At 62.6% G+C, this 23,891-nt stretch carries 23 protein-coding genes; 14 read left to right on the forward strand and 9 right to left on the reverse strand.

The window, feature by feature from the left end; all coding sequences use genetic code 11:
• Positions 1-46 precede the first annotated feature (46 nt).
• A complete protein-coding gene (locus NA29_RS11155; RefSeq protein ID WP_224786772.1) occupies positions 47-1,324 on the reverse strand; it encodes an MFS transporter in 1,278 nt (425 codons plus the stop codon).
• 195 nt (positions 1,325-1,519) lie between these two features.
• Between NA29_RS11155 and NA29_RS11160 the strand changes: the two genes are divergently transcribed.
• Together NA29_RS11160 and NA29_RS11165 are read left to right on the forward strand one after the other, a co-directional pair.
• Positions 1,520-2,197, forward strand: coding sequence for a cupin domain-containing protein (locus NA29_RS11160; RefSeq protein WP_150659473.1), 678 nt, complete (start codon positions 1,520-1,522; stop codon positions 2,195-2,197).
• Between the two features lie 33 nt (positions 2,198-2,230).
• A complete protein-coding gene (locus NA29_RS11165; protein WP_039398180.1) occupies positions 2,231-3,088 on the forward strand; it encodes an IclR family transcriptional regulator in 858 nt (285 codons plus the stop codon).
• Between the two features lie 27 nt (positions 3,089-3,115).
• On the opposite strand, the gene NA29_RS11170 is transcribed toward NA29_RS11165, so the two are convergent.
• On the reverse strand, positions 3,116-3,613 hold the full coding sequence (locus NA29_RS11170) for a DUF2165 family protein (protein WP_039398182.1): 498 nt from the start codon (positions 3,611-3,613) through the stop codon (positions 3,116-3,118).
• A 112-nt stretch (positions 3,614-3,725) separates the two neighbouring features.
• The gene (locus NA29_RS11175; RefSeq protein ID WP_039398184.1) at positions 3,726-4,739 is read right to left on the reverse strand and encodes an NAD-dependent epimerase/dehydratase family protein; all 1,014 of its coding nucleotides are present in this window, start codon (positions 4,737-4,739) and stop codon (positions 3,726-3,728) included.
• 96 nt (positions 4,740-4,835) lie between these two features.
• On the opposite strand from NA29_RS11175, the gene NA29_RS11180 reads away from it, so the two are divergent.
• From NA29_RS11180 to NA29_RS11190, 3 genes are all read left to right on the forward strand, one after another.
• The gene (locus NA29_RS11180) at positions 4,836-5,726 is read left to right on the forward strand and encodes a LysR family transcriptional regulator (RefSeq protein ID WP_039398186.1); all 891 of its coding nucleotides are present in this window, start codon (positions 4,836-4,838) and stop codon (positions 5,724-5,726) included.
• 104 nt (positions 5,727-5,830) lie between these two features.
• On the forward strand, positions 5,831-6,574 hold the full coding sequence (locus NA29_RS11185) for an alpha/beta hydrolase (RefSeq protein WP_231965154.1): 744 nt from the start codon (positions 5,831-5,833) through the stop codon (positions 6,572-6,574).
• A gap of 29 nt (positions 6,575-6,603) precedes the next feature.
• The gene (locus NA29_RS11190; protein ID WP_039398188.1) at positions 6,604-8,229 is read left to right on the forward strand and encodes an AAA family ATPase; all 1,626 of its coding nucleotides are present in this window, start codon (positions 6,604-6,606) and stop codon (positions 8,227-8,229) included.
• Positions 8,230-8,265: 36 nt separating this feature from the next.
• Here the strand turns inward: NA29_RS11190 and NA29_RS11195 are convergent, their stop codons facing one another.
• A complete protein-coding gene (locus tag NA29_RS11195) occupies positions 8,266-8,742 on the reverse strand; it encodes a DUF2721 domain-containing protein (RefSeq protein WP_197701876.1) in 477 nt (158 codons plus the stop codon).
• A gap of 302 nt (positions 8,743-9,044) precedes the next feature.
• Between NA29_RS11195 and NA29_RS11200 the strand changes: the two genes are divergently transcribed.
• The 8 genes from NA29_RS11200 to NA29_RS11235 all read left to right on the forward strand — a co-directional run bounded on the left by NA29_RS11200 (position 9,045) and on the right by NA29_RS11235 (position 18,388).
• Positions 9,045-10,544: an NCS1 family nucleobase:cation symporter-1 gene (locus NA29_RS11200; RefSeq protein ID WP_052253247.1), complete on the forward strand. Its 1,500-nt coding sequence runs from the start codon at positions 9,045-9,047 to the stop codon at positions 10,542-10,544.
• Positions 10,545-10,620: 76 nt separating this feature from the next.
• Positions 10,621-11,349: an aspartate/glutamate racemase family protein gene (locus NA29_RS11205; protein ID WP_039398191.1), complete on the forward strand. Its 729-nt coding sequence runs from the start codon at positions 10,621-10,623 to the stop codon at positions 11,347-11,349.
• 261 nt (positions 11,350-11,610) lie between these two features.
• Positions 11,611-12,711 carry a PAS domain-containing sensor histidine kinase gene (locus tag NA29_RS11210; protein WP_052252842.1) on the forward strand — a complete coding sequence of 367 codons (1,101 nt, stop codon included), beginning with the start codon at positions 11,611-11,613 and terminating at the stop codon, positions 12,709-12,711.
• Positions 12,702-13,346 carry a response regulator gene (locus NA29_RS11215; protein WP_039398194.1) on the forward strand — a complete coding sequence of 215 codons (645 nt, stop codon included), beginning with the start codon at positions 12,702-12,704 and terminating at the stop codon, positions 13,344-13,346. The genes NA29_RS11210 and NA29_RS11215 overlap by 10 nt, the downstream gene beginning before the upstream one ends.
• A 271-nt stretch (positions 13,347-13,617) precedes the next feature.
• Complete coding sequence (locus NA29_RS11220; protein ID WP_052252843.1) at positions 13,618-14,889, forward strand: amidohydrolase family protein; 1,272 nt, start codon at positions 13,618-13,620, stop codon at positions 14,887-14,889.
• 28 nt (positions 14,890-14,917) lie between these two features.
• Positions 14,918-15,454 (forward strand): DUF1097 domain-containing protein, encoded by a 537-nt coding sequence (locus NA29_RS11225; protein ID WP_039398196.1) that lies wholly within the window; start codon positions 14,918-14,920, stop codon positions 15,452-15,454.
• Positions 15,455-15,670: 216 nt separating this feature from the next.
• Positions 15,671-17,368, forward strand: coding sequence for a gamma-glutamyltransferase family protein (locus NA29_RS11230; protein WP_174555927.1), 1,698 nt, complete (start codon positions 15,671-15,673; stop codon positions 17,366-17,368).
• Positions 17,369-17,497: 129 nt separating this feature from the next.
• On the forward strand, positions 17,498-18,388 hold the full coding sequence (locus tag NA29_RS11235; protein ID WP_039398198.1) for a LysR substrate-binding domain-containing protein: 891 nt from the start codon (positions 17,498-17,500) through the stop codon (positions 18,386-18,388).
• Positions 18,389-18,436: 48 nt separating this feature from the next.
• Here NA29_RS11235 and NA29_RS11240 read toward each other — a convergent pair whose 3' ends face one another.
• From NA29_RS11240 to NA29_RS11265, 5 genes are all read right to left on the reverse strand, one after another.
• Positions 18,437-19,276 carry a bifunctional allantoicase/(S)-ureidoglycine aminohydrolase gene (locus NA29_RS11240; RefSeq protein WP_039398200.1) on the reverse strand — a complete coding sequence of 280 codons (840 nt, stop codon included), beginning with the start codon at positions 19,274-19,276 and terminating at the stop codon, positions 18,437-18,439.
• A gap of 186 nt (positions 19,277-19,462) precedes the next feature.
• Positions 19,463-20,698: an amidohydrolase family protein gene (locus tag NA29_RS11245; RefSeq protein WP_039398203.1), complete on the reverse strand. Its 1,236-nt coding sequence runs from the start codon at positions 20,696-20,698 to the stop codon at positions 19,463-19,465.
• Positions 20,699-20,940: 242 nt separating this feature from the next.
• The gene (locus NA29_RS11255; RefSeq protein ID WP_039398207.1) at positions 20,941-21,474 is read right to left on the reverse strand and encodes an AidA/PixA family protein; all 534 of its coding nucleotides are present in this window, start codon (positions 21,472-21,474) and stop codon (positions 20,941-20,943) included.
• 92 nt (positions 21,475-21,566) lie between these two features.
• Positions 21,567-22,070: an inclusion body family protein gene (locus NA29_RS11260; RefSeq protein ID WP_039398209.1), complete on the reverse strand. Its 504-nt coding sequence runs from the start codon at positions 22,068-22,070 to the stop codon at positions 21,567-21,569.
• A 321-nt stretch (positions 22,071-22,391) separates the two neighbouring features.
• On the reverse strand, positions 22,392-23,045 hold the full coding sequence (locus NA29_RS11265; RefSeq protein WP_039398211.1) for a GntR family transcriptional regulator: 654 nt from the start codon (positions 23,043-23,045) through the stop codon (positions 22,392-22,394).
• Positions 23,046-23,307: 262 nt separating this feature from the next.
• Here NA29_RS11265 and NA29_RS11270 point away from each other — a divergent pair, with 262 nt between their 5' ends.
• Entirely contained in the window at positions 23,308-23,775 is a 468-nt protein-coding gene (locus NA29_RS11270; protein WP_224786775.1) for a VOC family protein, read from the forward strand.
• The last annotated feature ends 116 nt before the right edge of the window (positions 23,776-23,891 follow it).

Below are 23,891 nucleotides of genomic sequence, written 5' to 3' on the forward strand. Positions count from 1 at the left end.
CCACCGGCGCGTCAGATTGCCGCAACTGTGCGCCAGCGTTCAGCGATCAGGCGAGCGCTTCGCCGTGGCTTTCCGGCAGGAAGAAGTAGACGATGATGGCGGCGAGCAGGAAAAAGCCTGCCGTAGCACCCAGTGCGACACTCACGTTCTCGCCGCGCGACAGCAAGCCGACAGCCGCCGGGGCGAGGGCGCTCGCGGCGCGTCCCGTGTTGTAGATGAAGCCCTGTGCCGTAGCACGCACTTGCGTCGGGAACATCTCGGCGAACGTCGGGGCGAAGCCGCTATAGAAGCCCGTACCGAAGAACGCCACGACCGGACCGAACGCCAGCAACAGCATCGGTTCGCGAATCGCGACATAAAGCGGCACGGTAATCGCCGACACGATGAAGAACAGCAGGAACGACTTGCGGCATCCGATGCGGTCCGCGATGTAGCCGAAGCACACGAACCCTGCCGCCGCACCGATCTGCATGATGACGATCCACGTCGTCGAGCGCATCAGATCGAAGCCCGGGCCGCCCTGATCGACCGGCGTCGACAGATACGCCGGAATCCAAGTGAACAATCCCCAGTAACCGCACATCGCCGCCGCCGTGAAGGCGAGGCCGACGATAGTGCTGCGCGCATACGGCCCGAACAGCATGCCGAGCGTCTGGCCGAGCGTGAGTCGCACACGTTGTTCGCGCCAAATCGCAGGTTCTTCCACGTGACGACGCACCCAGAACGCGAGTACCGTCGGCACCAGACCGAAGGCGAACACCCAGCGCCAGCCGAAGTGCGGCAGGATGACGGCGGCCACGATAGCCGCGACCGCATAACCCACGGCAAACGCGCTCTGCACCCAGGCCATCACCTTGGCGCGATGCTCGGCTGGCCACGTTTCCGTAATCAGCGCCGCGCCCGCCGACCACTCGCCGCCGATACCCAGACCCAGCAGGAAACGGAAAATGAGGAGCGACGTCACCGAATCGGCGAAGCCGCACAGCGCGGTGCCGATGGAGTAACACAGGATCGAAAGAATCATCGACTTCGTACGACCGATGCGGTCGGCGAGGAAGCCGAAGAACAATCCACCGAAGGCCGTTGCCAGCAGGGTGAGTGAAGCGATGATGCCCGCCACACCTTTGTCGAAATGCAGGTCGACGCTGATGTAGCGAATCACCATCGCGAACAGCATCAGATCCATGATGTCGAGCATCCAGCCGATGTAGGCCGAACCAAATGCTCGCCATTGCGCCGGGGTCGCGCCGCGATACCACGGTCGACGCGCTGCGCCCGCCGCTTTCAGGGCGGTCGTGCCAGTGTCCATTCTTGTCTCCTTCATGGAACTATCCTAATGTCAGTCCTCGCGTATCGACTATCGATACGCATGGGATTGATTTCGTTTGAATAATATCAGCACATTTCTCGATCGGGTCTCGTGGTAAACCATAAATGGTTCTTTGTGTATCGATGATCGATACTCGGTGTCAGTGTTGTCTCGATGGTCGGGGCAATCGACTGGTCACAGGAGATCGAAGTGAAGCCGTTTCAATTGCGTTTGTACGAGGATGTCATCGCACCGAACCATCCGCCCGTGTATCTGCCGTCTGCGCGTCGTGCGATTTATGTCGTGCGTGGCGACGTGGCCATCGAGTTCGACACGGGCGCGCAGCATCATCCGGCCGAGAGTGCCTGGCTGGGCGACGACAGCATTGCGCTGATCGCGGGAAGTGAAGGGGCGACGCTGTGGCGCTGGGAACTGATGTCGGGCAACGAGCCAACGCCGGGTGAGATCGCCTCGGCACCGGGGGCATCGTCGACACTCAAGCTCGACGCACCTGTCGAGCTGGACCCGCGCCAACAGTGGCTCATGCGGTGCGACAAGGTACAATTCCCCCCCGGCGGCGTGGCGCATACGCACGTGCATCAGGGGCCCGGCGTGCGTTGCACGCTCGAAGGCGAGATCACGATCGAGACCTTGGGCGCGTCGCACACCCATGCAGCAGGGCAAGCCTGGCTCGAACTCGGACATGCACCGGTGCTGGCACCGACGACCGAGGCACGCGATACGACGTTCATCCGCTGCTTCATCCTGCCGCGGGCGTGCCGTAATCGCAGCTCGATCCGTTACGTGCGCCCCGAGGACGCGAACAAGAACAAGCCGCAGCGCTATCACGTGTTCGGCGAGCGTTTCATCTCGCTCGACGCACAGTAATCGGCGCGCGGCAACAGTGACAAAGGACACGCAGTGAAAGGATCGAAGGACACCCCGAACGACGTCATCCGTCGCCCGCGCGCTGCCGCTGTGCCGAGTGCCGCCAGCGACGAACAGGGCGGCGACGAAATCAACACGTCGTCGACTTCGGTCATTTCGTTGCGCATTCTGGAGTTGCTGGCCGAGCGCAATGCCGAGTGCGGCGTCACGCACCTGGCAGAAGCGCTCGGCGTCCCCAAAGCACGGGTTCACCGACATCTCACTGCACTGCGTCAGGAAGGCTATGTGGTGCAGAACCCGCGCACGAGCCGTTACCGGATCGGCTGGCGTCTCTTTCTGCTCGGGCAAAAGCTCGTCAAACAGTTCGACGTGGTGGGGCTGGCACGCCCGGTCATGGAAGAATTGCGCGACGCCGTGGGACAGACCATCGTCATCAGTTCGTTCACCGAGACCGATGTGGTGGTGCTCGACGTGATGCGTGGCCGCAGTCCGCTGGAGATCCTGCTGCATCCCGGCACGCAGTTCAAACTGCACAGCGTGGCGCAGGGCAAGATTGCGCTGGCGTTCGGCGCAAAGGAGCGGCGCGACGCGGTGCTTGAAGGCCCGCTCGACGCCTGTACGCCGCACACCATTACCGATGCGATGCGCCTGTCGCACGAACTCGCGCTGGTGCGCGAGCGCGGCTGGGCGGATGCGCCGGAAGAAGTGTTTCTCGGTGTGAATGCGCTGGCGGCACCTATCACGCAAGACGACGGTTCGCTCTTCGGCACGCTCGCCATCGTCGGCTCGATTCACTATCTGCCTGCGCACCCGAACCCGCAGACGGTCGCCGCGCTCACCGACGCGGCACGGCGAATCTCGCTGCTGCTCGGGAGCGGGCGCGGCAACTGAGCGCCAGGTTCACGTTCTTCACATCCCTCACAGCCGCAAGACGGCGGCTGCAGCGATTGTCAGCGTCAGCAACATCATGTGTGTGAGTTGCAGGCCTTCCTGCCGAATCCAGTAGCCGAACCACAAGCCGCCGATCATCATCATCAGCCACGCTGCGCTCAGGGCCGAAAGGCCCAGCGTCGCCCAGGCGATGGCGGTCGCCTTCGCGCCGCCGCCGAGTGCAGCGGCCAACTGTATCCCGCCCCAACCAAGACAGACGGCGGCGATCACCTGCAGCGCAATCAACGTCAGCAGTGCCAGCGTCGCCCAACCCTTTGCGTGCATTGCGCGTCGCAGCAACGGGATGTCGATAGCGGGCGCTTCGCGCAGCGGCGCCATGCTAAGTGTTCGTCCAATGGCACCTGCCGACGCGCCGAATGCCACGACGTTGTTGAGTGCCGCAATGGCAGACCAAAGCGTCAGGCCAGTCACCAGCACCAGCTTGAAAATCACGAGCGCATCAAACGTATCGACAGCACCGGGCATTAGGAACGGCTCCTGGGGTTTGGGATCGCATGTCTTCGCAAAGACGAGCATAGGGAAGTAGGCCAAAGGATAGGAGCGCATCGTTATTTATGCAAGTTAACGCTTGCATAAATCAGGGGTATGAGAAGCCTTTCGCAGACGGCTTACCCGGCAGGCACCCGAGGCCATCGAGGGTCGTGTGGATGGCGACGTCGAGCGGCGTGTGCGGCTCCTCGCCGAGTGCATCGACGAGACGTGCGTTGTCCATGCGAACCGGCTGCTTCCAGAGATAGCGCATCTCCTGCAGCTCGCGCAGCGTCGTGACAAAGGGCGACGCCAGCGTCATCAGCCACCACGGGAAACGGCGCATCTTGACGTCGACGCCATGACGCGACATTACGCGCGTGATCGCTGCGGCCATTTCCGTGCCGTCGGCGTCCCAATGCCCGGCCATGTGAAAGTTGGCGAACGCGTCGAGTGTGTGGCGGCGTTCGATCAGCATGACCATCGCGCGCGCCACGTCAGGCAGATACGACCATTGATGGCCGACGCCGGGCGCGTTGGGGATTTGCACCACGCGCGTCGTCTGTCCGGGCTTCACCAGGCCCTGTGCGAACCAGCTATTGCGGGTGAGCGGGCCGAAGAAGTCGCCAGCACGCACGATGATCGTCTGCACGCTGTTGCGACTCGCGTCACGCAAACGGCTTTCCATCGTCGCGCGAATACGGCCCTTGCGAGTCAGCGGCCGTTGAGGCGCGTCTTCATGCAGCACGGGGAACGTCTCCGGACCGTAGTTGTACACGGTGCCCGGCAGGACGATGGTCGCGCCAAAGCGTGTAGCGGCGGCAATCGTGTTGTCCAGCATGGGCAGCACCTGCGTGTTCCAGTTGCGATAGCCCGGCGGGTTGACGGCGTGCACGATCACGGCGCAATCGCGGGCGGCGGCGAGGACGTCGTCGGCGCGCATGGCATCGCCGTCGATCCACTCGATGCCAGCGTCCGTCATGGGACCGGGCGCGCCGCCCCGACGCAGGGCACGCACTTGCCAGCCCGCCGCGAGCAACTGCCGCGCGACTTCGCCGCCGATGCCACCCGTCGCGCCAAGCACCAGGGCACGGGATGTTGTCTGTTGATTGGAATGGCTCATGAGGAGACCCCTCGTTCGTTGTCGGTGATGCCATTCTCCGCGCGAGGCGATTGGAATAAAATTACCGAAAACCATCGACCAGCTATACATTTTTGTATGACGTCAAATCTCAGTTGGGACCTTTACCGAACGTTCCTCGCCGTGCTGACGGAGGGCTCGCTCTCGGGCGCAGCGCGTGCGCTGGGCATCACACAACCGACAGCGGGACGACACATTGCCGCGTTGGAGCAAGCGCTCGGGCAGACGCTCTTCACGCGCTCGCAAACGGGCTTGCTGCCGACGGATGCGGCGCAGTCGCTACGGTCGCACGCGCAGGCGATGCAGCACACGGCGCTGGCCTTCGAACGTGCCGCAGCGAGTCACGGGGACGGGGTAAACGGCGTGGTGCGAATTTCGGCGAGCGAAGTCGTTGGGGTGGAAGTCTTGCCGCCGATCCTGGCGGCGTTGCGTCGCGCGCATCCGGATCTGACCATCGAGCTGGTGCCGACGAACCGCATTCAGGATTTGTTGCATCGAGAAGTGGACATTGCGGTGCGCATGGCGCCGCCGCAGCAGGACGCGCTGATCGCCCGCCGCATAGGCGTCATCGACGTCGGCCTGCACGCGCGCGACGACTATGTCGCCCGCTACGGTGCACCGACTTCGCTGGCCGACCTCGCGCATCACACGGTGATCGGATTCGACAAGTTGACGCCGTTCCTGCGCGAGGCGACGCGCGGCGTGCCCATGTGGGCGCGGGAGACGTTCGCGTTCCGGGCCGACAGCGATCTGGCGCAACTGGCGATGATTCGCGCCGGATACGGAATAGGCGGGTGTCAGGTGCCGTTGGCCAGACGCGACCCGCGACTGGTGCGCCTGTTACCGAGCGCCTTCCGATTCCGGCTACAGACGTGGGTCACGATGCACGAAGACTTGCGCGCCAATCCGCGATGCAAAGTCGCATTCGACGCGCTCGTGGCCGGATTATCCACCTACATGGCCGGATAAGCCGCACAGAAGTCGACAACGGGGCAAATAACCGACGTAATCGAACAGGAGTGTGATATACAATATATCAATAACATCAACGATTACGGGACAATCACCGCGCCATGTTCGACCCTTCCTTGTTCGGACGCATGCCACCGGACGTCATCGCGTCCAGCGCCCCGAGCGCGCCAGCTTCGGCTTCTGCTTCGGCCTCTGTTTTGCCGCCATCTTCCGACCCTCTGCCTGATCCGTTTGCCCCCGGTCGCCATTCGTTGGGCCTGAGCGAGGCACGCGACGTAGTCCTATACGTTCCCGCCGATCTGCCCACTGACAAACCGGTGCCGCTGTTCGTGATGTTTCACGGCGCGGGCGGATTCCCGGAGAAGGTGTTGCCGTTCATCGAGCCGCACGCGGATCGGCACAAGTTTCTCGTGCTCGCCCCGCATTCGACTTTCCCAACGTGGGACATTGTGATCGGTGGCAACGGTCCCGATCTGGAGCGTCTGCAAGCGGCGCTGCGGAAGGTCGCCGTGCGCTATCGCATCGATGCGCAGCGGGTTGCCTTCGCGGGCTTTTCCGACGGCGCGAGCTACGCGCTGTCGATTGGCGTGACGAACGGCGACATTGCTAGCCACGTCATCGCATTCTCTGGCGGTTTCATGTCGATCTTCGTGCAGGAAGGGCTGCCGAGAGTGTTCATCGCCCACGGGCTGATCGACGAGCAACTACCGATCGCCACGAGCGGACGTCAAAACGCAAACAAGCTAAAAGCGGCGGGCTACGATGTGCAATACGTCGAATTCGACGGGCTGCACATTATCGAGCCGGGCGTCGTGGCGCGTGCCATCGACTTCTTCCTCGCCTGAACCGACACGCCATACGGGGAGTGCCGTCCATGGATTTCGAAATTCCCGAATCACTGATTCATCCGCTGATGCAACTGATCGGCACCGAGTCGCCGCTGGGCAAACAACTGACGGCTTACGGCGTGTGTCGCGGCAATATGCTGGTCTCCAGCGAATGGTTCGACGCGAAGTCGCTCAACACGCTCTACGTGCTGAGTAAGTCGCAGAATGAGCGCGCGCTGATGTTCCAGATGCTCGCACTCGATAACGTCTACAACGCGCCGCAAGCGCGCGTGATTCCCAGTCTGGACAAACTCGTGCCGGGGCTGGTCGCTTACCTCGCACGCGACGTCATCGACGGCTGGCTGTATCAGCGTCATCGAGATGGCGCGTTGCTGCCCTGGCTGGTGCGACGCTTGCGCTACGTCGAACCGGATCAGGGCTCGCCGTACGTCGTCGTCGACATGCTGGCGAACACCATGCAGTCGGCGAACCTGAGTCCGACGGAGCATCGCCCGCGACGCTCGGGTATGACGACGTCGCTAGTCTTCACACGTGACGACATTGCGAATCGCACCATTCCCGAATTGCTCGCGGAGTTCGGTTTCTACAAGGAATGCGCGGAGTTCAAGACCGAATACGAACAGCACGCGCAACGCTTCCTGCGCGTGCAACGCGCGTTCGGTGCGCAGTTCGTGCTGAGCCGCGCTGCGTTCTCCGTTGACCCGAAGGGCGTGACGGAACTGATTCGCGTGGGCGACGGCGTGACGGCCAAATGCGTCAACGACGAGGAGCGGCTGGAGCGCAACTTCGAGATGGCGTGCGATGCCGACTTCTGGCGCAACGCCGAGATCGGGCAGGCGTTCGAGACGATTCCGCTGCACTGCTACGTGCACGTGTTCCATCTCGACTGGCACCGCAATCTCTGGGTCCACGTGCAGAACATGACCGAGTACGAATATCAGCCGAGTCTGCGCGACAAGTTGGTGTTGCCCGCACATCATCACGATCTCATCGACATCCTGACGTCGAATATGGACGTGATGATGCCGGACTTCGTCCCGGGCAAATCGGGGGGCGCGACGATCCTGTGTCAGGGCGCACCGGGCCTCGGCAAGACGCTGACCGCAGAGATCTATTCGGAAGTGGTTGGCAAGCCGCTGTACCGCGTGCACTCGGGGCAGTTGGGCACGACGGCGGCGTCCGTGGGCGCGACGCTCATGAGCATCTTGCGACGCGCCATGCGCTGGAACGCGATCCTGTTGCTCGACGAGGCCGACGTGTATATCCGGCGTCGCGACAACGATCTGGAGCACAACGCCATCGTCGCTGAGTTTCTACGCTCGCTGGAGTACTTCCATGGTTTGCTGTTCATGACGACGAACCGCATCGGCGACGTGGACGACGCCATTCTCTCGCGCTGTATCGCGACGATTCACTACGAGGTGCCGTCGGCGGCAGACGCACGCAAGCTCTGGCGCATGCAGGCAGAGCAGGTGGGCGCGCATCTCGACGACGGGCTGATCGAAACGTTGGCCGCGCGTTATCCGAAAGCCAGCGGGCGCGATATCAAGGAGTTGATGAAACTCGCGAGCCGCTATTGCAAGGTCAAGCACCTGCCTTACACCGAAGACGTGTTCCGTTTGTGCGGCCTGTTTCGTGGTTACGATGGGTGACGAACGGATATGCTTGAACGCGGCGAGCGGTTGCGCTCAGCGTTTGCGCACAGAGCGTTTTGCCGTCTTCCTGTGCGAAGCTTTCATCTGCCGGAGCATGCTGATGCCGGAGAACATCAGTTCGATGGCATAAGCGAGCAGCGCGGCAACCAGTGCGAATACGGCACCGACGAAGAGCCAGACAATGTCGCGTTGATTGAATTCGTCCCGGACTGCGCCGCCCAACAGGCCGAGAATCGCGAGGCACGTGCAAATGGCGGCGACCACTGCCAGCCCGACGGCGCATTCGAGTGCCAATGTTCTGCGACGCAGGTAGGCGAGCTGCGGTGCACGTGACGCCTGCTCATCGCGGCGTTCCGCGACGATGTCGTCGATCTCGTTGACCCGGTCGGCAACACGCCCGAGTCGGGTGGTGAACACGTTGATGAAACCGGCGGTTCCAGCGAGCAGGAACGCTGGGGTAAGCGCTGTGCGCATGGCGTCGGCCAGGACTTCGATACTTTGCGGGAGCAAGAACACCTCCTGAAGACAGTCGTGAACGCATGGACGAATCCTATACCAACGTGCGCCAAGGTTCGGTCGTCGACATGCTCTGCATGACGACTTCATCCATTTTTCGAATACCACTCAACCAAACATTTAATTTCCCAATTCAAAACGTCCCACCCATACTCCATTGCACCAACACGCATTCAGCAAGGGCGATGCATAGACCGCGCCAATAAGCGGTCAGACCGAACGGTCAGGTCGTCCTTGCTTCAATCAAGGAGACAATGCGGATGCAATTGGACGTTTCGAACGAGGTCCTGGGCGGCATGCCCACGACCGGGCAGTCCCATGCCCAAACTCACGCGCATCACGCCGCGCATGGGCTCAGCCCACGGCTGCATAACGCCGATCTGGCGCCGACAAAGTCCGAAGGGCGGCGCTGGGGCCGCTACAGCATCTTCGCGCTGTGGACCAACGATGTGCACAACATCGCCAACTACTCCTTCGCTATCGGACTCTTCGCACTGGGTCTGACCGGCTGGCAGATGCTTGCGTCGCTCGGCATCGGCGCGGCGCTCGTCTACGTTTTCATGAACCTGACGGGCTACATGGGCCAGAAGACCGGCGTGCCGTTCCCAGTCGTCAGCCGCATGAGCTTCGGTGTTTACGGCGCGCAGATTCCCGCCATCGTGCGTGCAGTCATCGCGATTGCGTGGTTCGGTATTCAGACGTATCTTGCCTCGGTCGTGCTGCGCGTGTTGCTCGTGGCGGTGTGGCCTGCGGTGAACGCTTTCGATCACAACAGCGTGCTCGGTCTATCGACGCTAGGCTGGCTGAGTTTCGTCGCAATCTGGCTCGTGCAACTCGCGATTCTCGCGTACGGCATGGAGATGGTGCGCAAGTATGAAGCGTTCGCCGGGCCGATCATTCTCGTCACCGTCACGAGTCTTGCGGTGTGGATGTATCACCGCGCCGGGGGCCACATCGCCGTGTCGGTCGGCACGCCGCTCACGGGCATCGCCATGTGGACGAAGGTCTTCGCGGGCGGCGCGTTGTGGCTCGCCATCTACGGCACGTTGGTGCTCAACTTCTGCGATTTCACACGCGCTTCGCCGAGCCGTAAGGTGATTCGCACCGGCAACTTTTGGGGACTGCCCGTCAATATCCTGATCTTTGCGGTGATCAGCTTCGTGCTCGCCGGCGCGCAATTCAGTCTGAACGGTCAGATCATCCACAGCCCGACCGAGATCATCGCCACGATTCCCGACAAGACGTTCCTCGTGCTCGGCTGTCTCGCGTTTCTCGTCGTGACGGTCGCCGTCAACATCATGGCGAACTTCGTCGCTCCGGCGTTCGTGCTCACGAGCCTTGCGCCGCATCGGCTGACGTTCCGTCGCGCAGGTCTCATCAGTGCCACGATTGCCGTCGTCATCCTGCCGTGGAATCTCTACAACAGCCCCATCGTGATCGTATATTTCCTGTCCGGTCTCGGTGCGTTGCTCGGACCGCTCTACGGCATCATCACCGTGGACTACTGGCTGCTTCGCAAGACGTGCGTGAACGTGCCGCACTTGTACAGCGAAATGCGCGAGGGCACTTACCACTATGTGCGTGGCGTGAACCCGAAGGCTGTGATCGCGCTGGTGCCGTCGGCCCTCGTCGCGGTGACGGCAGCGCTCGTGCCGGCGTTCAGCGCACTCACGCCGTTCTCCTGGCTGCTAGGTGCAGGCATTGCCGGTGGCGTGTACTACGCGATCTCGGACCGTCGCCGCGCATTCGAAGATTGCTCGGGCGAGCACTTCGCCGTCGACAGCGCCGCACACTGATCCCCCCGCCTGTGCGGCGCTGCCCGCACAGGCGAGTTTCACCGCTGCATCCCTTCAAATCCCTTCTGGAGTGTTTATGAAGATTCTTGTCGTGAACGTCAACACGACGGCCGCGATAACCGACGCCATCGCGCACCATGCACGTGCGAGCGCGTCGCCGGGCACGGAAATCGTCGGGCTCACGCCGCACTTCGGTGCGGAATCCGTCGAAGGCAATTTCGAAAGCTATCTCGCGGCCATTGCCGTGATGCAGCGCGTGATGAGCTACGACGAACCGTACGACGCCGTGATTCAGGCCGGTTACGGCGAGCACGGGCGCGAAGGCTTGCAGGAATTGCTGCACGTGCCCGTCGTCGACATTACCGAGGCTGCCGCAAGCATGGCGATGTTGCTCGGCCACCGATACTCGGTCGTGACGACGCTCGATCGTACGGTGCCGCTCATCGAAGACCGCCTGAAGCTGGCCGGACTCGACACTCGCTGTGCCTCGGTGCGCGCGAGCGGCATGCCGGTGCTGGAACTGGAGCGCGATCCGCAGCGCGCCATCGAGGCCGTTGTCGCGCAGGCGGAGATTGCCGTGCGCAACGATCATGCCGAAGTCATCTGCCTCGGTTGCGGCGGGATGGCCGGACTTGACGCGAAGATTCGCGAGCGTACGGGCGTGCCGGTCGTCGATGGCGTGTCCGCGGCCGTCGCACTCGCCGAGTCGCTGGTACGGCTTGGCCTGAGCACGTCCAAGGTGCGCACGTATGCGCCGCCGCGCCGCAAGCAGATCGTCGGCTGGCCGCAGGCGCTGTTCGGTTGATGCGGATGACATCTGCCTGTCGTTCCTCTTTCGTTCCTCTCGCGTTTCCGCCACGCTGCGACATCCATCAGAAAAACTCATGAAGCAACGCAGCATGTCAATATGCGGGAAAACTAGAGGCGCGCGTGCGCGCCGGTCTGGCTATATTGGTTGCGGACCGGTGCCGACGTCATGGCGAGCCTCTGGCAAGGCGCACGCCTTGTTTGCCAGCCTTTGACTGTGCTGCACTGCGCCATTTCATCGGTACGGCAAGGAGACGCAGTGGAGACGCATGGCGAACTGCACCGGGCGATTCTGAACAACATCCCGGATCAGGCGTGGCTCAAGGACACCGAGTCGCGCTACATCCTCGTCAACGACGCCTTCATGGCCGCATGCGGGCGCACCGAGGCTGACATCATTGGCAGCACGCCGGACAAGGTCTGGTCCTCCGAGTGGGGACGTGTGTACCTCGCCACCGACCGCGCTGTCGTCGCGAGCGGCGTACGTCGTCGCTACGAAGAGAGCCGCCCGGGGGCAGACGGTGCGCCGCGCTGGTTCGACACCGTCAAGATGCCTGTGCGCGATGCGCACGGGCGCATCGTCGGCACCGTCGGCATCTCTCGCGATATCACCGACCGCAAGCGCTCCGAGATGGCGCTGCTCGACTCACGCGCACAACTGCGTCAGCTCTCCGCGTATCTGCAAACCGTACGCGAAGCCGAACGCACGCGCCTGTCGCGCGAATTGCATGACGAACTCGGCCAGTGGCTGGGCGGCCTGCGTCTCGGTCTGAATTATCTGGAGACGCAACCGGATTTGCCTGCCGCAGATCAGTCCGCCCAGATACAGATGCTTAAGGAACTAGTCGACGAGACCATCGACGCCGTGCATCGCATTGCGGCCGACCTGCGTCCGGCGGTGCTCGACGAACTTGGCCTGCACGCCGCGCTGGAATGGCTCACGGAATCGTTTGCGCAGCGTCACGGCTTGCCGTGCGAACTGGCGATGCCCGAGTCGGTGACGACGTGTCTCGATAGTGAGTGCAGCACAGCTATCTTCCGCATCGTGCAGGAGTCGCTCACGAACGCGAGCCGTCACGGGCAGCCGACGCAAGTCCGCGTGACGCTCGAATTGCGCGACGGTCACTGCCATGTGTGTATCAGTGACAACGGGCGAGGCATGGACCCGTTGCGTGCTGGACACGGCCAACGACTTGGTCTCATGGGCATGCGCGAGCGGGCGCTGATGCTGGGCGGTGCCTTCGATATCGAGAGTGCGCCCGGGGAGGGCACGCGCATCGTCGTGCGGATTCCGGCACGGCCCGCAACGCACGCCTCGACGATTCCGGCTTCTCACGATGCGGGGTGGCCATGCGTGTGATGATTGCCGATGACCATGCGATCATTCGCGACGGTCTGAAAAAGATCATTTCGATGGCCCCCGACATGGCCGTCGTGTCCGAGGCGGTGGATGGCGAAGATGTTCTGAAGCGCCTGCGCCTGACCACCGTCGACGTGCTGTTGCTCGATATGTCGATGCCCGGGAAGAGCGGCATCGCGCTCATCGCCCAGATCAAGGCGAGCTATCCGTCGTTGCCGATTCTGGTGCTCAGCATGTATCGCGAGTCGCAATATGCCGTGCAGGCCATTCGCGCTGGCGCAGCGGGCTATCTGACGAAGAACGCCGAGTCCGAGCAACTGATGAGCGCCATCCGGCGCGTGGCACGTGGGGGGACGGTCGTGTCGCCGCTGGTGGCCGACAAGCTGGTACGCCAATTGCAGCAACCGGCCGAGGCACTACCGCACACGCGCCTGACCGCGCGCGAATTCCAGATTTTTCAGATGCTGGTCGAGGGTAATGGCATCAACGACATCGCCCGCTGCTTGTCGTTGTCGGCCAAGACCGTCAGCACACACAAGGCGAACATTCTTTCCAAGATGGACATTCCCTCGACGGCGGGGCTTGTGCATTACGCCATCGAACATGGCCTGATCGTCGCCGGTACCGACGCCTGATTCGGTCGGTGCTTGCGTGCGCCGGGCGCTCTGTCCGGCCGCACTTTTCCCCCCGTTCTCAATGCTGCACCGCGTCTAGGGAAATTCTTAGACGAAAACCAGCAAATCCCGATGCCCCATATTCGGGCGCTCTTCTAATCTTGGTTCAAGCCTCTCTTGAACCTTTGCCACCCCGGCCGTCGACACATTCCTGGCACTTCGGCCAAGTCCATCAACCTCACTCTGCGACGCTATTCGCAAGTGCTTTTCGTGACGTAAGGAGACCCGCACCATGCATGTGGACCTGCTGATCAACAACGTGTGCGTACGCGACGACGCGCCGCTCGTGGATATCGCTATCAAGGGCGGACGCATCGCCGCGATAGAGCCGGGCATCGACGCCACCGCCGACGAGCACATCGACGCGCAGGGCCGGGCGGCGATTCCCGGCCTTGTCGAGGCCCATCTGCACCTCGACAAGGCGCTGTTGCACCGTCGTCTGCCCGCACGCTTTGGCACGCTCGACGAGGCCATTCGCGTGACCGGCATTCTCAAGAGCAAGCAGGAGCGCGAAGACGTGCTCGACCGCTCGCGTCAGGTACTCGACATGGCGGTCAAGAACGGCACGGTCGCCGTGCGTGCGCATCCCGACGTCGACCTGATTCAAGGCCTCATCGGTGTCGAAACGCTGCTCACGCTCAAAGACGAATACGACAGCCTGCTCGACCTGCAAATCGTGGCGTTCCCGCAGGAGGGCATTCTCAAGTCGAAGGGCACCTACGAACTGATGATCGACGCGCTGCGTATGGGGGCGGATGTCGTGGGCGGCTGCCCGTACAACGAGCTGAACTGGGAAGACACGAAGCGCCACATCGATATCGTGTTCGAGCTGGCGCAACGCTTCGATGCGCCCATCGACATGCATGCGGACTTCGCCGACGACACCAGCGATCAGCGCTTCGCCGCCATCTCTTACATCGCGCAGCGGACCATCGACACGGGCTATCAGGGACGGGTGTCGCTCGGCCATGTGACGAGTCTGGGCGCGCTCGACAACGACGAACTGGCGCCGGTGATCGAACAAATCCGTCTGGCGGGCATCAGCATCGTCACGCTGCCAGCGACGGATCTGTATCTCGGCGGACGCAAGGATGTGCAGAACCAGCGTCGTGGGCTGACCCCAGTGAAAGCGTTGCATAGCGCGGGTGTGAACGTCGCGTATTCGTCGAACAACGTGCGCAACGCGTTCACCCCGTTCGGCAAGGCCGATATGTTGCAGATCGGCAATCTGCTCGCGCACGTGGCGCAATTCGGCGTGCCCGAGCATCAGCAGGCGATTCTGGATATGGGCACGCATAACGCCGCGCGCGCCATCGGGCTGTCGCACGACTACGGCATCGCCGTGGGCAAGCAGGCCGATCTGATCATTCTCGATACGTTCCGGGTGGCCGACGCGCTGCTCGATATCCCGCCACGTCTGTGGGTCATCAAACGCGGCCGCATCACGGTCGTGACGCAGCACAGCTGCGAGATTCACCGGCATTCATGTTGTTGTGCGCAATGAAGTTCTTATAAAACTCAAGGAGACAATCATGAAGAAGCTGCCTGCGGAAGTCGTTGCCTCACTACTTGCTGTCACCACCATCCCGATTGCGATGCTGCCGTTGCATCTGCCGCCATGGGCCATCTTTATCAGCTGGGCAGCCACGTTCGCGATGGGCGGCCCGACGCTGGTGAACCTCAAACGCATCTGGGCGACGCTACCGATCGGATCGTTCTTCGCGTTCCTGATCGTGCTGGGCTTCAAACAGGCCGCGACGCAGTTCAGCGGCAACACGCTGGTAGTCGCGGAGATGGTGATCCTCTTCGCAGGCAACGGCTCGATGATGGCGCTGGCGCGCTTCTTCCCCGGCCTGAACTTCATCCCGGGCATGTTCTTCGGCTTCGCGACTTACTTCGCCACGCTGTTCGGCGGCTTCGGTCCCGTTGCACAGGACCCGCTGGCCGCACTGGCCGCCGCAGTGGCGATGAACGCCCTCGGTCCGGTCTACGCCTGGGTCAAGGAGCGTTACTCCGCCCCGGAAGTCTCGCATCAGCGCAACTGGAAGGGCTGGAAGGCGGAGGTCTGACCTCCAATCCCCCGACGACTTAACGATTTAACGATGTACGGGCGAAGCGCTGCCAGTGTCGGGTGCGCTTCGCCTTCCAATGACATCCCCGAGGGAGACGGCATGACGTTCGCACCAAAACTGGCCGATGGCCATACTCCGACACCACCGCAATCGACGCCGCTGCCGTCCGCTGCTGGCGATGTGAGCAGCATCAACGCGCGCCGCAATTTTTTGATGGGGACGGCGGCGCTTGCCGGTAGCGCCGTCCTGCCGCTCTCGGCCGTGGAGGCTGCCGAAGCCGTCGCTGCCGCACCGTCGGTGACGACGAAAGCGCTGACGAGCGCAAAGCCGGACGGGCGTCTCGCCCAATCGACGCGCGGTATGGTGACCAGTCCGCATGAGCTGGCGAGCGAAGCGGGACTGGAAGTGCTGCGTGCGGGCGGGAACGCCATCGAAGCGGCGATTGCCATCGGCGCGGTGCTAAGCGTGACGTATCCGCATTTCACCGGTCTGGGCGGCGACGCCTTCATGGTCATCAGCGATCGTGACGGCAATGTGCGCACGCTCTCAGGCATCGGTCAGGCCGCGGCACAAACGCCCGAGTACGGCAGCACGATTCCTGTGCGCGGCCCGGGTGCGACGCTGACCACGGCCGCGACCGTCGCCATCTGGGACAAGGCATTCGAATTGAGTCGCGCGCAGTGGGGCGGTCAGCAATCGTGGTCGTCGCTCTTTTCACGCGCGACCGAGTACGCCGCGAACGGCTTTCCCGTGACGCCGTCGCAGCACTTCTGGCAGATGTTCCGGGCCAACGAGTTGTCCGGCTGGGAGGGCTTTTCGTCCACTTTCATGCCGAACGGACGCATCCCGCAGGCCGGTGAGCGCTTTCATCAGCCAGCGCTGGCGCGAAGTCTCGACAGCATCGCCACCCACGGCGGACGCGAATTTTATGAAGGCGATCTCGCCGGACGCATCGCGTCCGGTCTGAAGAAGGTCGGCTCGCCATTGCGCGCGAGCGATCTGTCCCGTGCGCAGGCGCGTGAGGAAGCGCCATTGCGCGTGGCGTATCGGGACGGCGAGTTGCTTGGGCTGCGTCCGCCGACACAAGGCGTGACGACGCTTGAGATCATGGGCATCCTCAATCGCTTCGATCTGAAGTCGATGCCGGAGGGCAGCGCCGACTACTATCACGTACTGGTCGAAGCGGTGAAGCTCGCGTTTGTCGACCGCAACCGCTACGTGGCCGATCCCGATTTCGTCGACGTGCCGGTGGATCGTCTGCTGTCCAGTGCGAATCTCGACGCCCATGCGCGCAGCATTCGCATGGACCGCGCGATGCCGTGGCCGCACGTCTTCAAGACCGGCGACACGGTGTACATCGGGGCGGCGGACAGTCAGGGCAATTGCGTGAGCATGCTGCAAACCGTCTACTTCGACTGGGGCAGCGGTGTGGTGCTGGGTGACACCGGCGTGCTGTGGCACAACCGGGGGGCGTCGTTCAGCATGGACCCGACGAGTCCCAACGTGCTGCGCGGCGGCAAGCGTCCGTTCCATACGCTCAATCCGGGCATGTACCTGAAGGACGGACGTCCGCAATTACTTTACGGCACGCAAGGCGCAGACGGGCAGCCGCAGACGCTTGCGGCCGTGCTCACCCGTCTCATCGACTACGACATGGATCCATTGACGGCATTGAAGCGCCCTCGCTTCCTGCTGGGCAAGACGTTCTCGGATTCGCGCGACAGTCTCAAACTGGAACAGGACGCCGGTGCGGGTGTATTCACCGCGCTTGCCGCGCGAGGGCACGAGATGAGCCCGCTGCCACCGCAAAGCCAGTTGGCGGGACATCCCGGCGCGATTCGTATCGGCCCGCAAGGGCAGATGAGCGGGGCACACGATCCCCGCAGCGACGGCCGGGCGTTGGGCGTCTAGCCAGGCGCGACATGCACGGCGCGGTGCCGGTAGCCATCATGGCGCTGGCACCGCCGAAAACCCCAGTTGCCGGGCGTTCGTCGCGCGTGATACAAGTTCAGCCATTCATCGCAAAAATAAATACGAGACATGGCTGGCAGTGCGAAATCGAATCGACCGCTGTTCGATCTGGACCTCTTGCGCTCCATCATCATGGTGGCCGATTGCGGCAGCTTCACGACGGCGGCCGCGCGTCTGCATTCGACGCAGTCCACCGTCAGTCAGAAGGTGAAGCGCCTGGAGGACATGGTCGGCCATAAGCTGCTCGACCGGGGCAATCGCGAGGTGCACGCCACCGACGCGGGCGAGTTGTTGCTCGGCTATGCGCGCCAGATGCTTGCACTCAACGATCAGATGTTCGAAGCGCTTTCGGGCGCGGTGGTGGCGGTGACGGTGCGCCTCGGTGTGCCCGAGGATTTCGCCACCGGTGCGATGACGCAGGTGCTGGCACGTTTCAATCGTCAGTATCCGCAGGTCAAGCTCGAAGTCACGAGTGGCCTGAGTCGCGATTTGCTGGGCAGTTACGATCACGGTGAACTGGATCTCGTGCTGGTCAAGCAGCGCCGCAACAGTCGCGAGTCGGTGGCGAGCAGTCCGGAAAAGCTGGCGTGGATCGACAGCGCGAAGCATCCGTCGTTCGGTCTCGATCCCGTACCACTCGTGACGTTCCCGACGCGAGGGCTGTACCGCGACGATATGATCAACGCGCTTGAAGCGATGGGGCGCAACTGGCGCATCAGCTTCACGAGTTCGAGTCTGAGCGGCATTCAGGGGGCTGTGGCCGATGGCATGGGGATCAGTCTGGTGCCGCCGCGCGCTGTGCTGCAGGGGCACGTGGTGCTCGGTCGTGCGCAAGGGTTGCCTGTCGTCGACACGTTCGAGCTGGCGATCTTTCACCGGCCGACGGCCGACCCGATGGTGGGCGCGCTCGCCAAGGTGCTTGTCGGGATGCTGGAATCGAAACCACGTGCGTCGAAGTGATCGCAACGCACGCGGCTTAACGACTCTTTAGCTACGGCTCAATGCCGCTTACTTCGGCTGAGCGCCCAGCGTCAGATTCATGTGACGGTTGACGTCCTTGTACAGCAGGTAGCGGAACGGGCCGGGGCCACCGGCGTAGCAGGCCTGCGGGCAGAACGCACGCAACCACATGAAGTCACCGGCTTCGACTTCCACCCAATCCTGATTCAGACGGTAGACGGCCTTGCCTTCGAGCACATACAGACCGTGCTCCATCACGTGCGTTTCTGCGAACGGGATGACGCCGCCCGGCTGGAACGTCACGATGTTGACGTGCATGTCGTGGCGCATGTCCTGAATGTCGACGAAGCGCGTCGTCACCCAGCGACCGTCGGTGCCCGGCATCGCGATTGGCTCGACGTCCTGCTCGTTCTTCACGAACGGTTCCGGGTACGGCAGACCTTCCACCGCCTGATAGTGCTTGCGGATCCAGTGAAAGCGCGCCGTGCTCTGGCTGTTGTTGCGCAGTTGCCAGTCGGTCGCAGGCGGGATGAACGCGTAGCCGCCCGGCGTGAGCGTGTTCGCCTTGCCCTGAATCGTGACGGTGATTTCGCCTTCCACGACGAACAGCACGCCTTCGGCCTTGTCGTCCTGCTCGGGCTTGTCGCTACCACCGCCTGCGCCCACTTCCATGATGTATTGCGCGAACGTCTCGGCGAAACCCGAGAGCGGACGGGCCAGCACCCACAGACGCGTGTTGTCCCAGAACGGGAGGTGGCTGGTCACGATGTCGCGCATCACGCCCTTCGGGATGACGGCGTACGCTTCGGTGAACATGGCGCGGTCGGTGAGCAGTTCCGTTTGGCCCGGATGCCCGCCGTGCGGCGCGTAATACGTAGTCTTCGACATGCTTGTTAGCTCCTGATGATTCCGATGCGTCGTTCTGTTGCGTCGTTCTGTTTTTTCCCCATCGTCCGCCGCCGGGTTCCTGGGTCACGATCCACGCTTGGGGGCGCGCTCGGATCGCTTCACCTCGGTGCGACGAACGTCAGCGACGCCGTCGCCTCGCGCAGGCGGCAGCGGCGCGCATGACAGTCAGGTCGGGGTGACCCCTGCTGTGTCCTTGAGCAGGGCAGGATCCAGCGCGAGTTGCGCCGGGCCGCCCCAATAACGTCCGTGACGAATCACTGCGCGCGCCGCCGGTGCGGCGGCCACAGCGGCGGCCGCGTTCGGTGCGTCGAAGACAATGAAGCTCGCTTCGTTGCCCGCGCTTAGCCCGTAGTCCGCTTTGCCGATCACGGCGGCGGCGGCTGTCGTCGCCATCTCGAGCGCGACTTGCAGGTCTTCGTCCGTATAGAAACCCGAGCGATAGCCGAGGAGCATCGCGCGTTGCAACATGTCGCCGTTGCCGTACGGCCACCAGCTGTCCTGAATGTTGTCGTTGCCCGTGAATACACGCACACCCGCTTCGCGCAAGCGCAGAATCGGGGGGAAGGCACGGTCGCCCGGGGCGTTGGTCATGATCGAGACGTCGGCGTCGGCCAGTGCACGTGCGATGGTGTCGAGTTCCTCCGGGCCAATGTCGCCCAGTCCGTAGGCATGGCTGACGGACACACGTCCCTGCATTCCGGCCGCCTGCGTGCGTGCCGCAATGCGATGCAACTGCGCGAGACCGATATCGCCAGGCTCATGCAAATGGATGTCGATCTTCGTGCCGTGCTTCTCCGCGATGCCGAAGATCACGCTCAGTTGCCCGTGCGGGTCGCCGTCGAGCGTGGTCGGGTCGATGCCGCCAACGACCTGCACACCGGCGCGAACGGCGTCTTCCAGAACCTCGGCTGTGCCTGGGCATGTCATTACCCCGGCTTGAGGGAAGGCCACGAGTTCGATGTCCAGCCATTCACGCCACTTTTCGCGCATGGCGAGGATTTCGTTCAGGTGGGTGAGGCCGGTGCTGGCGTCGACATCCACATGACAACGCATGGCAACGGTGCCGAACGACACCGTTTGGCGCATGAGGGTGTCGGCACGCTGCGCCATCGGCGCGGCGGCGGCGATTTCTTGTTTCTCGGCAGCAAGACGCTCGCGCAAGGTCGCGGCGGGGCGGTGCGGCCGCCAGCGATCGCCAACGAAGCTCTTGTCCAGATGGATGTGACCGTCGACGAAACCGGGCAGCACGAGCTTGCCCTGAAGATCGATGATCTGAGTGCCAGTGGTGTCGGGGGTGTACGACTCGGGCGCGCCGACGTAGATGAAATGTCCGTCACGCACAGCGAGGGTGATGGGGTTACCGTCGGCACCGACGGCGCCGACGAAAACGCGGTGAGTCATTGGGAACGCCTCTATGCTGCCCGGGGCCTCGCTGGCGCTGCCTCACAACCTGCCGAATGAACGTGTCGTGTGGCGAGGCGCAGTCGCGCTGCGGGGTCTCGTGGGGGTGAAACTGCGGGGTAAGACTTACAAGATAGCGAACCGATCGGGCATCGACAAATTAAATATCAAAATGCATGCCATTCGATTTCTGAATAGTTAGCAGTGTTAGCGCGACGCGTGATGGCGGGCAGGCGAACGCATCACGGCACGACGATTTGCAGCGACCACGTGAAGCGCCCGAGGATGTTGGCGTCGCGGTCGGTCACCGTGGCGTCGACCTTGACGGCGGCCGTCCCGCTGGCGATCACCTCAGTCTCCCAGTAGGCATCCGGCGCTTCACGCGATACCGGTGCTTCGGGCATTGCGGACTGAGGCGCGAAGCGTGTGGCGTGGTTGTCGACGTGCAGGCTGGACCGTCCCAATGTGGTCTCGTCGGCGAGTTCGAATTGCAGTAACGCCGCGTGTTCGCCGCGCATGGCGAGCGGTGTCCAGCGCAGCTTCAGGCGGCTGCCGGGTTGCGCCTCGATCACCCACTTTGCCCCGTTGACGCCGGTTAGGGCGTCGGCATTCGGGGCCAGAGCATAGTAGGCGTCTCCGGTGACGGGCTGCGGTGGCCCTTCCGTCCCGGCCGCGCGATCGAGCAGCGTCACCGTATCGACGACGAGCAATACGTCGGTGCAGGCGGCGCTGCGGGTATCGACCCCCGTATCGCCGCAGGGCTTCGCTTCGGACATGGAGGCTCCCTGCTGTAGGCCGTGATGACCGCCACTCGTCGCACGCCTGAACGCGTACAACAAATGGCGGACCGTCGTGATGACGTGGGGACTCAGTGGTTGCGAATGGTGATGAACGGATCCCACTGATAGCAGCCGCAGACATTGCCGCTACGGTCGAGAATCATGAACTGGAAGTGATAGGTGACGCGACCGGTCTTGAGCGTTTCGCTCGACCAGAAATAGTTCGAGCAGGATTGCTTCTTCGGTTTGGTCGGGTCCGGCGGGTTCGGCACGGGGATCGTGACTTCGGCCTCGCGCGGGGAGGGCGGTGAGATCAGCTCGTTGCCCTGATTGCCCACGAACTTGTAGAAGATGCACGACTGCTCGAAGCCCAGCGAGAGCGAGCATTCGCGCCACCGGATGACATCGCCGACCGTGGCCGCGACGTCCAGTTCTCCGCCTGCTTGCCCGCTCACCACATTGCCCTGCGTCACGATCATGAAAACGTGCTTGAAGTCGATGACCGGCGGATTCGCCATGCTGGAATTCTTGCCGTACCGGTCGACGATGGTCTTGGTGTCGATGCTGACCAGTACATCGGTGATTTGCGACATGTGAGTCTCCACGAGAGGCTGAATTGAATACCGTCGGTGACAAAGACGACGGCGCCGAAATGACGATGAAACGACAAAACGACCTGGCGTTTCTGTTATGGAGGGTAGGCAGCGGTGGTGGATGTTCAACCTCGCAACGGATGAACACTATTGGTGACATCTCCGTGCAAAGCGGCCTGGTGTCTCGATTGACACTCGCGGACCCGGTGCTGACCAATCGACGAATTGGAGGGGGATGCACAAAAGAAAAGCCCATGCGCGCGCGGGGCGGGCATGGGCCGGGTGAGGTGTTATGGGGGGTATGCGCGCAATGGCGCCGGATCAGTCGTCCTTGCGGCTATGTTGCAGACGTTCGAGGACGTGGATGCTCAGGCGTGCTGTGTGACTGCGCATCGCGTTATACGCGGCTTCGGCATCGGCGGCGAGCACGGCTTCCACGACGCGGTCGTGTTCGTCGAACGACACGGTGAAGCGCTCTTCGACGTCGGACTGGGCCGCCCGGAACGGGGCGAGCCGTTCGCGGTGGCTGTCGATCAGGGCCATCAGCGTCTTGTTCTGGGTACCTGCGCTCAGCAACTGATGGAACTCGCGGTTGAGCGCGAGATAACCGGCTTCGTCTCCCGCATCCATGCACTGCTTGCTCTGGACGTGAATCATCTCCAGTTGCTTCTTTTGCATGGCGCTCATGCGCTGTGCGCTCAGACGGCAGCAAAGCGCGTCGAGTTCGCACATCGCTTCGAGCATGTCGGACAGGTCATCAATGCTGATGCTCGCGACGACACCGCCCTTGTGCGGCGTGAGTTCGATGAGCCCACGGGCGTTTAGCTCGCGCAGTGCTTCGCGAATGGGCGTGCGCGACGCCTTGAAGCGCTCCGCCAGCACGACTTCTTCAAGCTTCTGGCCGGGGGGCAGGCGGCCGTCGATGATTTCGCCCGTCAGTACGCGGCAGATCCGTGCGGCAATGGTTTCGGCCATGCTGGTTTATCTCGCTCCGTAGATGCGTCGTTTTAGTCGGATTGTATACATGCGGATTATACGAGTATTTTTCCTTATGTTCTCGTGTAAAAAGGGCGCAACGCCATAAGGGGCGGGGTTTGATCGATTTTCGGAACGGTGGAAAGCTCAATGTGCATTCAAAAATACGTTTTTGAATGCAATATGCTGAGATAGTATACATAAGCCATTCGCCGGAGGTGCCGGCGAGGCCTATCACCTCAATCCGAAGGAGACATTCATCATGGCCAAACTGCGTCACATTGCGCTTTCCGTGCCGGACCCATGGAAGGCAGCCGAGTTCTACATGCAGGCGTTCGATTTCAAGAAGGTCGGGGAGACGGACTCCTCGCTCGCCCGGGGCGTCTACCTCTCGGACGGCGTCATCAACCTCGCGCTGCTCAACTATAAGAACGACGAAGCCGCGGGCGACCGCGGCCGCGAGTTCGTCGGCCTGCATCACATCGGCATCTGGGTGGAAGACGTGGCTGCCACGCGCGCGAAGATCGAGGCCGCTGGCGGACGCTACTACATGGGCGAAGTGCCGGTGAAGAGCAACATCTTCTACGAAGTGAAGTTCTTCGACCCGAACGGCGTGATCTTTGACGTCACCGCGCACGGCTGGGGCGGCGCTTCGAAAGACGGCACCGGCAACGACAACGCGCCGAAGCTGCGCCACGAAGGTCTCCAGGCCGACCGCAGCGGACTTTGATCGGCACGCGCCGCATCTCGACATCCCCCACGGTAGTGCCCCGAATCGCCGTCGGCCACCTCGCGCGCGTTGCGCGAGGTGTGTCGGCGGCGATTCATCATCCAAAGTCCTAAGGG

The sequence above is a fragment of the Pandoraea sputorum genome (assembly GCF_000814845.2).
Lineage (GTDB): Bacteria > Pseudomonadota > Gammaproteobacteria > Burkholderiales > Burkholderiaceae > Pandoraea > Pandoraea sputorum.